Source organism: Mycobacterium sp. NGS45, from assembly GCF_059812645.1.
This window is the reverse complement of record NZ_JCALDB010000005.1, coordinates 86,416-99,945: the sequence shown is the minus strand read 5'-3', so window position 1 is coordinate 99,945 and position 13,530 is coordinate 86,416. Positions and strand designations below refer to the sequence as shown.

At 66.9% G+C, this 13,530-nt stretch carries 13 protein-coding genes; 10 read left to right on the top strand and 3 right to left on the bottom strand.

The window, feature by feature from the left end; translation table 11 throughout:
- Positions 1–9: 9 nt before the first annotated feature.
- From AC5Y3P_RS06590 to AC5Y3P_RS06560, 7 genes are all read left to right on the top strand, one after another.
- Positions 10–1,743, top strand: coding sequence for an ATP-binding cassette domain-containing protein (locus AC5Y3P_RS06590; protein WP_500045092.1), 1,734 nt, complete (start codon positions 10–12; stop codon positions 1,741–1,743).
- Between the two features lie 35 nt (positions 1,744–1,778).
- Positions 1,779–3,272 carry a lysine--tRNA ligase gene (gene lysS, locus AC5Y3P_RS06585; RefSeq protein ID WP_500045187.1) on the top strand — a complete coding sequence of 498 codons (1,494 nt, stop codon included), beginning with the start codon at positions 1,779–1,781 and terminating at the stop codon, positions 3,270–3,272.
- A gap of 122 nt (positions 3,273–3,394) precedes the next feature.
- Positions 3,395–3,733, top strand: a complete 339-nt coding sequence (gene lsr2, locus AC5Y3P_RS06580; RefSeq protein WP_500045091.1) for a histone-like nucleoid-structuring protein Lsr2 — start codon at positions 3,395–3,397, stop codon at positions 3,731–3,733.
- A 320-nt stretch (positions 3,734–4,053) separates the two neighbouring features.
- Positions 4,054–6,600 (top strand): ATP-dependent protease ATP-binding subunit ClpC, encoded by a 2,547-nt coding sequence (gene clpC1, locus AC5Y3P_RS06575; RefSeq protein WP_500045090.1) that lies wholly within the window; start codon positions 4,054–4,056, stop codon positions 6,598–6,600.
- Between the two features lie 325 nt (positions 6,601–6,925).
- Entirely contained in the window at positions 6,926–7,141 is a 216-nt protein-coding gene (locus AC5Y3P_RS06570) for a CbtB domain-containing protein (protein WP_500045089.1), read from the top strand.
- On the top strand, positions 7,141–7,935 hold the full coding sequence (locus tag AC5Y3P_RS06565) for a CbtA family protein (RefSeq protein ID WP_500045088.1): 795 nt from the start codon (positions 7,141–7,143) through the stop codon (positions 7,933–7,935). The genes AC5Y3P_RS06570 and AC5Y3P_RS06565 overlap by 1 nt, the downstream gene beginning before the upstream one ends.
- Positions 7,932–8,492 carry a histidine phosphatase family protein gene (locus tag AC5Y3P_RS06560; RefSeq protein WP_500045186.1) on the top strand — a complete coding sequence of 187 codons (561 nt, stop codon included), beginning with the start codon at positions 7,932–7,934 and terminating at the stop codon, positions 8,490–8,492. Before AC5Y3P_RS06565 ends, AC5Y3P_RS06560 begins: the two co-directional genes overlap by 4 nt.
- A gap of 9 nt (positions 8,493–8,501) precedes the next feature.
- Here the strand turns inward: AC5Y3P_RS06560 and AC5Y3P_RS06555 are convergent, their stop codons facing one another.
- Both AC5Y3P_RS06555 and mhuD read right to left on the bottom strand, forming a co-directional pair.
- A complete protein-coding gene (locus AC5Y3P_RS06555; protein WP_500045185.1) occupies positions 8,502–9,836 on the bottom strand; it encodes a serine hydrolase in 1,335 nt (444 codons plus the stop codon).
- Positions 9,837–9,849: 13 nt separating this feature from the next.
- Positions 9,850–10,170 (bottom strand): mycobilin-forming heme oxygenase MhuD, encoded by a 321-nt coding sequence (gene mhuD / locus AC5Y3P_RS06550; protein ID WP_500045087.1) that lies wholly within the window; start codon positions 10,168–10,170, stop codon positions 9,850–9,852.
- Positions 10,171–10,192: 22 nt separating this feature from the next.
- Here mhuD and AC5Y3P_RS06545 point away from each other — a divergent pair, with 22 nt between their 5' ends.
- Positions 10,193–10,954: an alpha/beta fold hydrolase gene (locus AC5Y3P_RS06545; protein ID WP_500045086.1), complete on the top strand. Its 762-nt coding sequence runs from the start codon at positions 10,193–10,195 to the stop codon at positions 10,952–10,954.
- A gap of 40 nt (positions 10,955–10,994) precedes the next feature.
- Positions 10,995–11,966 carry a helix-turn-helix domain-containing protein gene (locus AC5Y3P_RS06540; protein WP_500045085.1) on the top strand — a complete coding sequence of 324 codons (972 nt, stop codon included), beginning with the start codon at positions 10,995–10,997 and terminating at the stop codon, positions 11,964–11,966.
- Here the strand turns inward: AC5Y3P_RS06540 and AC5Y3P_RS06535 are convergent.
- Positions 11,963–12,838 (bottom strand): iron-sulfur binding domain-containing protein, encoded by an 876-nt coding sequence (locus AC5Y3P_RS06535; protein ID WP_500045084.1) that lies wholly within the window; start codon positions 12,836–12,838, stop codon positions 11,963–11,965. The two genes, AC5Y3P_RS06540 and AC5Y3P_RS06535, sit on opposite strands and share 4 nt — an antisense overlap.
- 37 nt (positions 12,839–12,875) lie before the next feature.
- On the opposite strand from AC5Y3P_RS06535, the gene AC5Y3P_RS06530 reads away from it, so the two are divergent.
- Entirely contained in the window at positions 12,876–13,493 is a 618-nt protein-coding gene (locus AC5Y3P_RS06530) for a carbonic anhydrase (protein WP_500045083.1), read from the top strand.
- The last annotated feature ends 37 nt before the right edge of the window (positions 13,494–13,530 follow it).

Sequence of the window (13,530 nt, the reverse complement as noted above, 5' to 3'; positions counted from 1 at the left end):
CATACGACGGTGAAACTCATCCGATTCCTGTTCGGTCTGTCCCCGGCGCGGATCATCGGGGTGATGCTGGCCGGTTTGGTCAGCGGGGTGGCCAACACCTACCTGCTGTCCTTGATCAGCAGCGTGCTCGACCGGGGCGCTGACCCAAGACATTTCGCGTTGACCGCGGTGCTGGCCCTGACCGGCAGCGTGCTGTCGCAGGTGCTGCTGATCCGGCTGACCCAGCAGGCGATCTTCCAGATGCGGGCGCAGTTGAGCGCCGGGGTGCTGGCTGCACCGCTCGAGCATCTCGAACGGTTGGGCATGCACCGGCTGATCGTGACGCTGACCGAGGACATCCGGACCTTGTCCCGGTCGGTCAGCGCGATCCCGAGCGTGTGCGTCGACCTGGTCACCATCGTGGGCTGCCTGGTGTTCCTGGCCATCCTGTCCGGGCCGATCTTTGCGGCCACCGTCGGCGGAACTGCGTTGGGCATCATGGGCGTCGAGCTGTTCCTGCGCCGGATCCGGCGGATCTACCGGCAGGCCCGCGAGCACGAGGACGAGCTGCTGGGTTCATTCCAGGCGATGACCCTGGGCATCAAGGAACTCAAACTGCACCCGGCCCGCCGCCACGATTTCCTGCAGCGCCACCTGCTCGGTGCCGCGGCCGACCTGCGGCGGCAAAACGTCGCGGCGGACAGCGGATTCGCGGTCGCGCACGGCTACGGCCGGGTGATGCAGCTGCTCACCATGGCGCTGGTGCTGTTCGTGATGGCCTCGGCCATGGGTGTGCCCAGACCCGTGATGGTCAGCTACGTGCTGGTCACCATGTACCTGGCGATGCCGATGCAGAGCTTCATGCAGCACATCCCGGAGTTGCTGCGCGGCGATGTCGCGTTGGCGAAGATCCGCGCGATGAACCTGTCCATCCAGGGCCCACCCACCGGTGTGCATCCCGAGCGCGACGGTCAGTACGGCCTGCCGTGGGCGCGGCTGGTGCTCGACAGCGTGGGGTACACCTATCGCGGCGAACCCGGCCCGCCCCCGGGTGCCGGACCGCCGCCGCCCGGTCCGGGGATGGGACCCGGCGGCCCACCGCCGTTGTTGCCGCCCGGCCCGCCGCCGGGACATCTGGCCGGCCCCGGGTTCCACCTCGGCCCGCTGGACCTGGTCTTCGAACCCGGTGAGGTGACCTTCGTCGTCGGCGGCAACGGCAGCGGCAAGTCGACCCTGGCCAAGTTGATCACCGGGCTCTACGCGCCCGAGTCCGGTCAGGTCAGCATCAACGGGCACCGGGTCGGGGCCGGCAACGTCGAATTGTTGCGCCAGAACGCCGCGGCGGTGTTCACCGATTTCTACCTGTTCGAGGACTACCTGGGTTTCGACCGCCCCGGCCTGGACGACGAAGTGCGTTCGCTGCTGGAGCGGCTGCAGATCGCGCACAAGGTCAGCGTGCAGGACGGCAAGCTGTCCACGCTGGATCTCTCCCAGGGCCAACGCAAACGGTTGGCCCTGTTGACCGCGCTGCTCGAGGACCGCGCCATCTACGTGTTCGATGAGTGGGCGGCCGACCAGGAACCCCGGTTCCGGGAGGTGTTCTACACCGAGATCATCCCGGGTCTGGCCAAGCGCGGTAAGACCGTCATCGTCATCACGCACGACGACCGGTACTTCCACTGCGCCGACCAAATCATCAAACTCGACTTCGGTCAGGTGGTGCAGCCCGACGCGGTGGACGGCTGGGGTCGCGCGGTCATTTAAGCTGGCAGCCTGTGAGCGCTGCTGAGAACCCGGATCTGACCGGCCCTGACCTGCCCGAGCAATTCCGGATCCGGCAGAGCAAGCGGGAACGGCTGTTGGCCGACGGCCGCGAACCGTACCCGGTCGGCGTCCCCCGCACCCACACCCTGGCCGAAGTGCGCGCCGCCCACCCCGACTTGTCCGCCGACACCCAAACCGGCGAGATCGTCGGCGTCGCGGGCCGGGTGGTGTTCGCTCGCAACTCGGGCAAGTTGTGCTTTGCCACGCTGCAGGACGGCGACGGAACCCAGTTGCAGGCGATGATCAGCCTGGCGGGTGTCGGGCAGCAGGCTCTGGACGACTGGAAGGCCGACGTCGACCTGGGCGACATCGTCTTCGTGCACGGCGAGGTGATCAGCTCGCGGCGCGGTGAACTGTCGGTACTCGCGGACTCCTGGCAGATGGCGTCCAAGGCATTGCGCCCGCTGCCGGTCGCGCACAAGGAGATGAGCGAGGAAACCCGGGTCCGGCAGCGCTACGTCGACCTGATCGTGCGCCCGGCCGCCCGTGACATCGCTCGGACCCGGATCGCGGTGGTCCGTGCGGTCCGGAGCGGAATGGAACGGCGCGGCTTCCTCGAGGTCGAGACGCCGATGCTGCAGGTTCAGCCCGGCGGTGCAGCAGCCCGGCCGTTCGTCACGCACTCCAACGCCCTCGACGCCGACTTGTATCTGCGTATCGCCCCGGAACTGTTCTTGAAACGCTGTGTGGTCGGTGGTTTGGACAAGGTTTTCGAGCTGAATCGGAACTTCCGAAACGAAGGCGCCGATTCCACGCATTCACCCGAATTCTCGATGCTCGAGACTTATCAGGCCTACGGCGACTATCACGATTCTGCGACCGTGACCCGTGAACTCATTCAAGAGGTCTCCGAAGAGGCGCTCGGCACGCGGCAGGTCACGCTACCCGACGGCAGCAGCTACGACCTTGGCGGCGAATGGCCGATGATCGAAATGTATCCGTCGCTCTCCGAAGCGCTGGGCGAAGAGATCACGCCGGACACCTCGGCCGAGTATCTGTTCGGCATTGCCGATCGACTCGGTTTGGAAGTTCCGCGCGACCGTGGTTATGGACACGGGAAATTGGTCGAGGAACTGTGGGAACACACCGTCGGCGAAACGCTGTGGACGCCGGCATTCGTCAAGGACTTCCCGGTGGAGACCAGCCCGTTGGTACGTCAGCACCGCAGCATCGACGGTGTGGTCGAGAAGTGGGACCTGTACGTGCGCGGGTTCGAGTTGGCCACCGGCTATTCCGAACTGATCGATCCGGTGGTGCAACGGGAACGGTTCGCGGCCCAGGCCAAGGCGGCCGCGGCCGGTGACGACGAGGCGATGCAACTCGACGAGGATTTCCTGGCGGCGATGGAACATGCGATGCCACCGACCACTGGTACCGGAATGGGTGTCGATCGCTTGTTGATGGCATTGACCGGGTTGTCAATTCGGGAGACGGTTTTGTTCCCGATTGTGCGTAGACACGGCAACTGAACTGCACTGATCTCGTCGTTGTTGAAAGCCACCGAATAGTGTGGCACATTGGTGTTCGCGGATGGAGTTTACGATCCGCCAATCCTCGACTTCGAGCCCGATGCAGAAGGGTCATTTCACTAATGGCGAGAAAAGTAACCGTCACGTTGGTAGACGATTTCGACGGTGAGGCCGCTGCTGACGAAACTGTGGAATTCGGACTCGACGGTGTCACCTACGAGATCGACCTTTCCACCAAGAATGCGGCGAAACTGCGTTCCGATCTGAAGAAATGGGTCGAAGCCGGACGCCGGGTCGGCGGCCGTCGGCGTGGTCGGGCGAGTTCGAGCCGCGGTCGCGGCGCGATCGACCGTGAGCAGAGCGCCGCCATCCGGGAATGGGCGCGTCGCAACGGTCACAACGTGTCGACCCGGGGACGGATCCCGGCCGACGTGATCGAGGCCTTCCACGCGGCCAAGTAGGCGCCGATCAGCGGCCGAATGGTTACCTGGCCTGCGCCACCGGCGGCCGAAACGGCGGCCAAGTAGTCGCCGAATCGCCGGCTCGCACGGGTCCGAATGACGGCATCGGACGACAACTCAGCTGACTTTCGCTACCGGCGAAGCCAACCTGGACCACAACCGGAAACGTTTGGTCCTTCCTCGTCGTTGCTGTGATGCGTTCACATTGGTTGGGGCACCAAGGTAAGGCACCGGTAGGCCCCGCCCACTACAGTGGACGGCAGGTGCTGTGTGCACTTCGGTGCGCAGGCCCGAAAGCGATAGAGAGCAGGTAACCACGGATGTTCGAAAGATTCACCGACCGTGCCCGTCGGGTTGTCGTGCTGGCCCAAGAAGAGGCCCGCATGCTCAACCACAATTACATCGGTACCGAGCACATCCTGCTGGGACTCATCCACGAGGGTGAAGGCGTGGCGGCGAAGTCCCTGGAGTCGTTGGGTATTTCGCTGGAGGGCGTGCGCAGCCAGGTCGAGGAGATCATCGGCCAGGGCCAGCAGGCGCCGTCCGGCCACATCCCGTTCACGCCGCGGGCCAAGAAGGTGCTGGAGCTGAGCCTGCGCGAGGCGCTGCAGCTCGGCCACAACTACATCGGTACCGAGCACATCCTGCTCGGCCTGATCCGCGAGGGCGAGGGCGTCGCCGCCCAGGTTCTGGTGAAGCTGGGTGCTGAGCTGACCCGGGTGCGGCAACAGGTGATCCAGTTGCTGAGCGGCTATCAGGGCAAGGAAACCGCGGAGGCCGGTACCGGCGGCCGCGGCGGCGAGTCCGGCAACCCGTCCACCTCGCTGGTGCTCGACCAGTTCGGCCGCAACCTGACCGCTGCCGCCATGGAAGGCAAGCTGGACCCGGTCATCGGCCGGGAGAAGGAAATCGAGCGGGTCATGCAGGTGCTGAGCCGGCGCACCAAGAACAACCCGGTGCTGATCGGTGAGCCCGGCGTCGGCAAGACCGCGGTCGTGGAGGGCCTGGCGCAGGCCATCGTGCACGGCGAGGTGCCCGAGACGCTCAAGGACAAGCAGCTGTACACGCTGGACCTGGGTTCGCTGGTGGCCGGCAGCCGTTACCGCGGTGACTTCGAGGAACGCCTGAAGAAGGTGCTCAAGGAGATCAACACCCGCGGCGACATCATCCTGTTCATCGACGAGCTGCACACCCTGGTGGGTGCCGGTGCCGCCGAGGGCGCGATCGACGCCGCCAGCATCCTCAAGCCCAAGCTGGCTCGCGGGGAACTGCAGACCATCGGTGCCACCACGCTCGACGAGTACCGCAAGTACATCGAGAAGGACGCCGCCCTGGAGCGCCGGTTCCAGCCGGTGCAGGTCGGCGAGCCCACCGTCGAGCACACCATCGAGATCCTCAAGGGCCTGCGGGACCGGTACGAGGCGCACCACCGCGTCTCGATCACCGACGGTGCGTTGGTGGCCGCGGCCACCCTGGCTGACCGCTACATCAACGACCGGTTCCTGCCGGACAAGGCGATCGACCTGATCGACGAGGCCGGGGCCCGGATGCGGATCCGCCGGATGACCGCGCCGCCGGACCTGCGCGAGTTCGACGAGAAGATCGCCGACGCCCGCCGGGAGAAGGAGTCCGCGATCGACGCGCAGGACTTCGAGAAGGCCGCCAACCTGCGCGACAAGGAAAAGCAGCTGGTCGCCCAACGCGCCGAGCGGGAGAAGCAGTGGCGCTCGGGTGACCTCGACGTGGTCGCCGAGGTCGACGACGAACAGATCGCCGAGGTGCTGGGCAACTGGACCGGCATCCCGGTGTTCAAGCTCACCGAGGAGGAAACCACTCGGCTGCTGCGCATGGAAGACGAGCTGCACAAGCGGATCATCGGCCAAAAGGATGCGGTCGCCGCGGTCTCCAAGGCCATCCGGCGTACCCGGGCAGGCCTGAAGGATCCCAAGCGGCCGTCCGGCTCGTTCATCTTCGCCGGCCCGTCCGGTGTCGGTAAGACCGAGCTGTCCAAGGCGCTGGCCGAGTTCCTGTTCGGCGACGACGACGCGTTGATCCAGATCGACATGGGCGAGTTCCACGACCGGTTCACCGCTTCGCGGCTGTTCGGTGCCCCGCCGGGGTACGTCGGCTACGAAGAGGGCGGTCAGCTCACCGAGAAGGTGCGGCGCAAGCCGTTCTCGGTGGTGCTGTTCGACGAGATCGAGAAGGCCCACCAGGAGATCTACAACACGCTGTTGCAGGTGCTCGAGGACGGCCGCCTCACCGACGGTCAGGGTCGCACGGTCGACTTCAAGAACACCGTGTTGATCTTCACCTCGAACCTGGGTACCTCCGACATCAGCAAGGCCGTCGGGCTGGGCTTCACCCAGGGTGGTGGCGAGAACAACTACGAGCGGATGAAGCTCAAGGTCAACGACGAGCTCAAGAAGCACTTCCGCCCGGAGTTCCTCAACCGCATCGATGACATCATCGTGTTCCACCAGCTGACGCAGGACGAGATCATCCAGATGGTCGACCTGATGGTCGGCCGGGTCGGAAACCAGCTCAAGGCCAAGGACATGGCCATGGAGCTGACCGACAAGGCCAAGGCCCTGCTGGCCAAGCGTGGCTTCGATCCGGTGCTCGGTGCCCGGCCACTGCGCCGGACCATCCAGCGCGAGATCGAGGACCAGCTGTCGGAGAAGATCCTGTTCGAGGAGGTCGGTCCGGGACAGGTCGTCACGGTCGACGTCGAGAACTGGGACGGCGAGGGTGCCGGCGAAGACGCCCGGTTCACCTTCAGCGGAGCCCAGAAGTCGGCGGCCAGCGAGCCCGACCTCGCCGGTGCCGGCGCCTCGGGTGCCGGATCGACTGCCGCAGCCGAATAACGCGCACCGTCGGAAGCCGCCCAAACCAGGTTTGGGCGGCTTCTCGGCGTTTGCGGCACATGAACTGCCTTCAGGTGTGCCCTGGTTGCACAGAGTGTGCGGGGAGTGCACGCGAAACTGCTCGCTGGTGTGCCCTGGTTGCACAGAGTGTGCGGGGAGTGTCCGGATGATCTCGCGGACGCCGGGCGGGACTGGCTAAGATACTCGGGTACCGACGGGCCGCGGAATCTGGTGAAAATCCAGAACGGTCGCGCCACTGTCCATAGTCAGACCCGGGACCCGTCGCCCTGAGAGTGGGACGCGTAATCCCAGAAAGGTCCACCACATGACTTCAGCACAGGCACATCCCAGCCGCGCTGGCGCCGTCGACCTGTCGGCCACCAAGTCCGTCGCCTGGCTGTCCGGCACAGCGTTCCTCGCCCTGCTGGTGCTGTACTTCGTCGGGGTGGATCAGGGCGCCACCTCGGTGTTCGGCGACAGCATGTACATCCACGAATTCGTGCATGACGCCCGCCACCTCCTCGGTTTCCCCTGCCACTGATGGAAAGACAAATCATTTGGCGCGGCATTCTGGCCGGCGCCCTGGCAGGTGTGTTCGCATTCGTCTGGTCGAAGATCTTCATCGAGCCGATCATCGCCCGGGCCATCGACTTCGAGGACGGCACCTCGGCGGCCCACGAAGCCCTGGAGTCGCACGCCGGCGGCGGTCACAGTCATGGCGAGGGCGGTGAACTGTTCACCCGCGCCGTGCAGTCCAACGTCGGTATGGGGTTGGGTGTGCTGGCGTTCAGCGTCGCGCTGGGCGCGTTGTTCGCCGTGGTGTTCTGCGTGGTCTACGGCCGGACCAACCTCTCGGCGCGGGCGCTGGCGGCGCTGGTGGCCGGCGGCATGCTGGTCTCGTTGTGGATCGTGCCGGCGCTGAAGTACCCGCCGAGCCCGCCGGCGACCAGTGTGGACGAGACCATCACGCAGCGCACCCTGCTGTATCTGCTGCTGGTGGCGCTCTCGGCCGGGCTGTTCATCGGGTCGGTGTTGTTGGCCCGACGGCTGGCTCCGCGCTTCGGGACATGGAACGCTGCGCTGCTCGGCGCCGCGGACTACATCGTCTCGATGGGCGTGGTGTTCCTGCTCATGCCGACCATCGACGAGATCCCCGGACCGCTGCGCGACGACGCCGGCAACATCGTGTTCGAGGGCTTCCCGGCGACCGATCTCTATGAGTTCCGATTGTTCACCCTCGGCACCCAGGTGATCATCTGGGCGACCATCGGACTGGTATTCGGGGTGCTGGCATCCCGACTGCTCGACGGTAAGCGGCAGGAGCAGCTGACCTGAGCGAGGTCGTCCGGCTGACGTTGGTCTCGCACGCGATGACCGAGGCCATGTCGGCCGGACGGTTTCCCGGTGACGAGCCGGTCAGCGCGCTGGGACGACGACAGGTCGGTGCCGCGCGGGAACTCGCGGGCGAGACGGTCGAGCGGGCCGCCACGGCGCTGTGCGGACCCGAGCTGCGGGCCCGTCAGACCGCCGAACTGCTCGGGCTGTCCGCCGAAGTGTGGCCGCAACTGGCCGACCTCGACCTGGGAAGCTGGCGCGGCGCGCCGCTCGACGGCGTCCAACCCGACCTGCTCGCGCGCTGGTTGACCGACCCGGCCGCGGCGCCGCATGGCGGCGAATCCATCGTCGCGCTGATCGAGCGGGTGCGCGGTTGGCTGGACGCGGTGGCCGACGCCGGCGGGCGCTGCACCGCGGTCAGCCACCCCGCGGTGCTGCGAGCCGCGATCCTGGTGACCCTCGATGCGCCGCCAGAATCATTCTGGCGCATCGACATAACCCCGCTGAACCAGATTTCGCTGCATCACCGGGGACCGGCCTGGACGCTGCGGAACTGAGCGGGTCGGTCAGCCGGTGGTCGGGATCAGTACGAACATCTGCTCGATGATCGACATCAGCCAGCCGGCGGCGTTCTTGCCGTGGTAGCGGTCCCAGTTGGTCTGCATGCTGAGCACCCAGGGCTGTCCACCGCGGTCGACCACATACCAGCTGAACGTCAACTCGCCGGGCAGGTTACCGGCCTTGGCGCCGATGTAGGGCCACTGGGCGCGATCCAGGTCGACGCCGGCGTTCTCCGACATCGCGTCCCGCATCGGTGCGGCGGCGCCGGTGGCCGCGCGCTGGATCGCGGCGTGCGCACGGCAGATGTCCTCGGCGGTGCCGTACCACTCGATGCCGTAGGCCGAGGCCGGCTCATGCGCGCGTTCCTGGGCCGGTTCCAGCGGCCGGGCGCCGGCATCTTCGAGTAGCCGAACCCGTTCGGCATGGTCGCCGTTGCGCCACTGCTCGCGCAGGTCGGGTTTGCCCCAGCCGATCGAGAACAACTGGTGCATGGTGGGGAACGGCGTCATGCTGGCCGGGTCGTGGTGGCCGGCGTCGGCGAGGGCCTGTTCGACGGCGCGGGTGCCGACCCGTTCGATCAGCAGGTCGGTGGCCAAGTTGTCGCTGGCCGCGATCATCTGCACGGCGGCGTCGCGCACCGAGATGATGCTGCCGTCCGGCAGGTCGTCGAAGGCCGGCGAGATCAGCGACTTGTCCTCGTCGCGGATGGTCAGCGGGTCGTCCCAGGACAATGTGCCGGCCTTGGCGGCCTGCCCGACCGCGTACAGCACGTACAGCTTGAAGATCGAAGCCAGCGGCAGCGGCGTCGAGGTGTTGCTGCCGGCCAGCGGTTCGCAGGTGCCGTCGACGATCTTGGACACCTGATACGAGTAGCGGGCGCCGGACGCGCTCAGCGCGGCATCGACATCGGGCCAGTCCCGGATCTCCGGCGGCTGCGTGGTCAGGATGAACTGATCGACCAGGGTCTCGTCATCGATCCGCAAGAAGACGCTCTGCTTGGCGCCGTAGGAGCTCACCAGGTGCAGTTCGGCCTCACCGGCCATGATGTCGACACCTTCGACTCGGTAGGGCCGCTCGTACCACATGCCGGTCATGATGTCGTTGACGTATTCGACCGCGTCCGGAGTGGTCAGCGTCTGCACGCCGTGGGTGCCGATCGGCCAGTCGGAGTTGAGCATCTCCACGACCTGCTTGGCACGCACACCCTGGGCGGTGTCAGTGGAGATCTGCTCCCCGCCCAGACCCGCTTGCGCCGGCGCACTGGTCTGCGCGCAGCCGGAAACCAGGCCGGTGCCGGTTGCACCGATCAGTAAGACCGCGCTGCTCAGCAGCGCCGACAGCCGTCGCGAAACGTCAGTCCTTCTTGGCGTCGGAGGCCACCACGTCGAGCACGACTTCGAATTCCAGCAGCGAGGCGCCGGTAGCGACGGGGTTGGCGTGCTCACTCTTGTGGGCATCGGCGGCCCGACCGGAGGCCCAGGCCTGGAACGCCTCGTCGGACTCCCACTGCGTCACGACGAAGTAGCGGTCCTCGCCCTTCACCGGGCGCAGCAGCTGGAAGCCGAGGAAGCCCGGCTGGTCGTCGACCGAGTGGGCGCGGTTGGCGAACCGCTTCTCCAACTCCGGACCAGCTTGCTTGGGGACCTCGATTGCGTTGATCTTCACCACAGCCATGCAGCTAGGCTACCGCTTCGGCATGGCTATCGAACCGTTGACCTTTCAAGCCGGGAGTGGGCGACCGCTGGTACTGGTGCACGGCCTGATGGGGCGCGGCAGCACCTGGTCGCGCCAGGTGCCGTGGCTTGCGGCGCACGGGTCGGTCTACACCTACGACGCGCCGTGGCACCGCGGTCGCGACGTCGACGACCCGCACCCGATCAGCACCGAATACTTCGTCGACCAACTCGGCGCGGCCGTTGCGCAGCTGGGCGAGCCGGCCGTACTGATCGGGCACTCCATGGGTGGGCTGCACTCGTGGTGTCTGGCAGCGCACCGGCCCGAGCTGGTGAGCGCGCTGGTGGTGGAGGACATGGCACCGGATTTCCGCGGTCGCACCACTGGCCCGTGGGAACCGTGGCTGCACTCACTGCCGGTGGAGTTCGACGGCGAGGCAGCGGTGCTGGCCGAGTTCGGTCCGGTGGCCGGGCGCTACTTCCTGGAGGCTCTCGACCGCACCTGCACCGGCTGGCGGCTGCACGGGTCGATGACCCGCTGGGTGGAGATCGCCGCGGAATGGGGACGGCGGGCCTACTGGGAGCAGTGGTCGGCGGTGCGGGTCCCGACCCTGTTGATCGAGGCGGGTAATTCGGTGGCGCCACCCGGGCAGATGAGCCGGATGCATGAGATCGGGTTCCGGACCAGTTATCTGCAGGTGCCGGGCGCCGGGCATCTCGTGCACGACGACGCCCCGGAGATCTACCGGCAGGCCGTAGAAGATTTCCTGTCCGGCCTGACCTGACCTGACCTGGCATTCTGGGCTCCCGAGATAAAATGCTGCCATGCTTTCGAAGGTGGCGACACTGGCGCTCGACGGACTGGCGCCCTTCGAGTTCGGCGTGGTCTGCGAAGTCTTCGGTATCGACCGCTCCGCCGACGGGGTGCCGAAGCTCGACTTCAAGGTCTGCGGTCTGCAGGCCGGTGAGCCGGTCCGGATGACGGTCGGCGCCAGCGTGACACCCGACCACGATCTGAGCGGACTGGCCGGTGCCGACCTGGTGGCCGTCCCGGCGATCGCCGGCATCGGGCACTACCCGCAGCAGGCGCTGGATGCGGTGCGTGCCGCCGCCGACGCCGGATCGATCATCTTGACCGTGTGCTCAGGTGCCTTCCTGGCCGGCGCCGCTGGTCTGCTCGACGGCCGCGCCTGCACCACGCACTGGATGTACGCCGACGAACTGGCGCGCCGGCACCCCACCGCCAAGGTCGACCGCAACGTGCTGTTCGTGGACGACGGCAACCTGATCACCAGCGCCGGCACCGCCGCGGGTATCGACGCCTGTCTGCATCTGGTGCGCCGCGAGTTGGGTAGCGCGGTGACCAATGCGATCGCCCGGCGGATGGTGGTCGCCCCGCAGCGCGACGGCGGCCAACGTCAGTACATCAATCAGCCGGTCCCGATTCGCTGCTCGGAAGGCTTTGCCCCGCAACTCGATTGGATCTTGGGCAACTTGCACCGGGTGCACACCGTGGCCTCGTTGGCCCGCCAGGCCAACATGTCGGCGCGGACCTTTGCCCGCCGTTTCGTGGAGGAGACCGGCACCACCCCGATGCAGTGGGTGACCGATCAGCGGGTGCTCTACGCGCGCCGACTGCTCGAAGAGTCCGACCTCGACATCGACCGCATCGCCGACCGCTGCGGATTCGGCAGCGCGACGTTGTTGCGCCACCACTTCCGCCGGATCGTCGGGGTCACCCCGTCGGATTACCGCCGCAGCTTCTACTGCGAAAACGTGTGTGAGGTAACGGCTTAACGCCCACCCTCGCCGCACAACGCAAAGCGACCGTCATCGGTCTGCTCCACCAACCCGTCGACCAGCAGGGAGTGCAGCGCGCGGTCACGCTGCGCGGTATCCGAGAGCCAGGCCACGTCGAGTTCGGCGCGGCTGACCGGACCGGGCCTGCCGCGCAGCACGTCGAGCAACCGGCCCCGCACCTGCCGGTCGGTACCCGCGTACTTCTGGGTCCGCTTCGCAGGTGCGGTTGCAGGGGGATGCCCGGCCGCCCGCCATGCACACGAATCCAGCGGGCAGACACCACATTTCGGTGACCGGGCGGTGCAGACGATAGCGCCCAACTCCATCAGTGCGGCCGAGAAGCGAGGCGCGCTGTCGTCGTCGGGCAGCAGCGCGGCCACCTCGGACTCATCGCGCTTCGACGGCGCGCCGGCCTCGGCGCGACCATGCACGGCACGGGCCACCACACGGCGAACGTTGGTGTCCACCACCGGCACCGATTGCTGATAGGCGAAACAGGCGATCGCGCGGGCGGTGTAGCTGCCGACCCCCGGCAGGGTCAACAGGGTCTCGACGTCGTCGGGCACGGTGTCGCCGTACTCGGTGGCCAGTACCTGGGCGCATTCGTGTAGCCGCTTGGCTCGGCGTGGGTAGCCCAGCTTTCCCCAGGCCCGCAGCACGTCGGCGGCACTGGCCGCCGCGGTGGCCGACGGTGTCGGCCAGCGGTCGACCCAGTCCAGCCAGATCGGCAGCACCCGGGCCACCGGGGTCTGCTGCAGCATGAATTCGCTGACCATGATCTGCCACGCGCTGGTCTCGGGATGTCGCCACGGCAGGTCGCGGCCGGCCTGGTCGAACCAAGCCAGCAGCGGCGCGGCGGGGAACCTCACCGCGCCACCCTCGGGGGTTGGGTGCACAATGTCGGGTATGCCGAATACCAGCCCAGTAACCGCATGGAAGGCACTCAAGGAGGGTAACGAGCGCTTCGTCGCGGGCAAACCACTGCATCCCAGCCAGAGCATCGCCCACCGCAGCAGCCTGGCGTCCTCGCAGAAACCGACCGCGGTGGTGTTCGGTTGCGGTGACAGCCGGGTGGCCGCCGAGATCATCTTCGACCAGGGCCTGGGCGACATGTTCGTGGTCCGCACGGCTGGTCACGTCATCGATTCGGCCGTCTTGGGCTCGGTGGAGTACGCCGTGTCGCTGCTCGACGTGCCGCTGATCGTGGTGCTCGGCCACGACAGTTGCGGCGCGGTCTCGGCGGCGGTGGACGCGCTGGACAACGGCGAGCTGCAGACCGGCTACGTGCGCGACGTGGTCGAGCGGGTCACCTCCTCGATTTTGCTCGGCCGCCGGGACGGTCTGAGCACGATCGACGAGTTCGAGGCCCGCCACGTGATCGAGACCGGAACCCAATTGGTGGCCCGGTCCACGGTGATCAAGGAGAAGATCGACCAGGGCACGCTGGCGATCGTCGGGGTGACCTACCACCTCGCCGACGGCCGGGCTTCGCTGCGCGCCACTGTCGGCGACATCGGCGAGTAGCCGCAAGTCCGACGTCCCGGGCCGCCGAGACTGCACC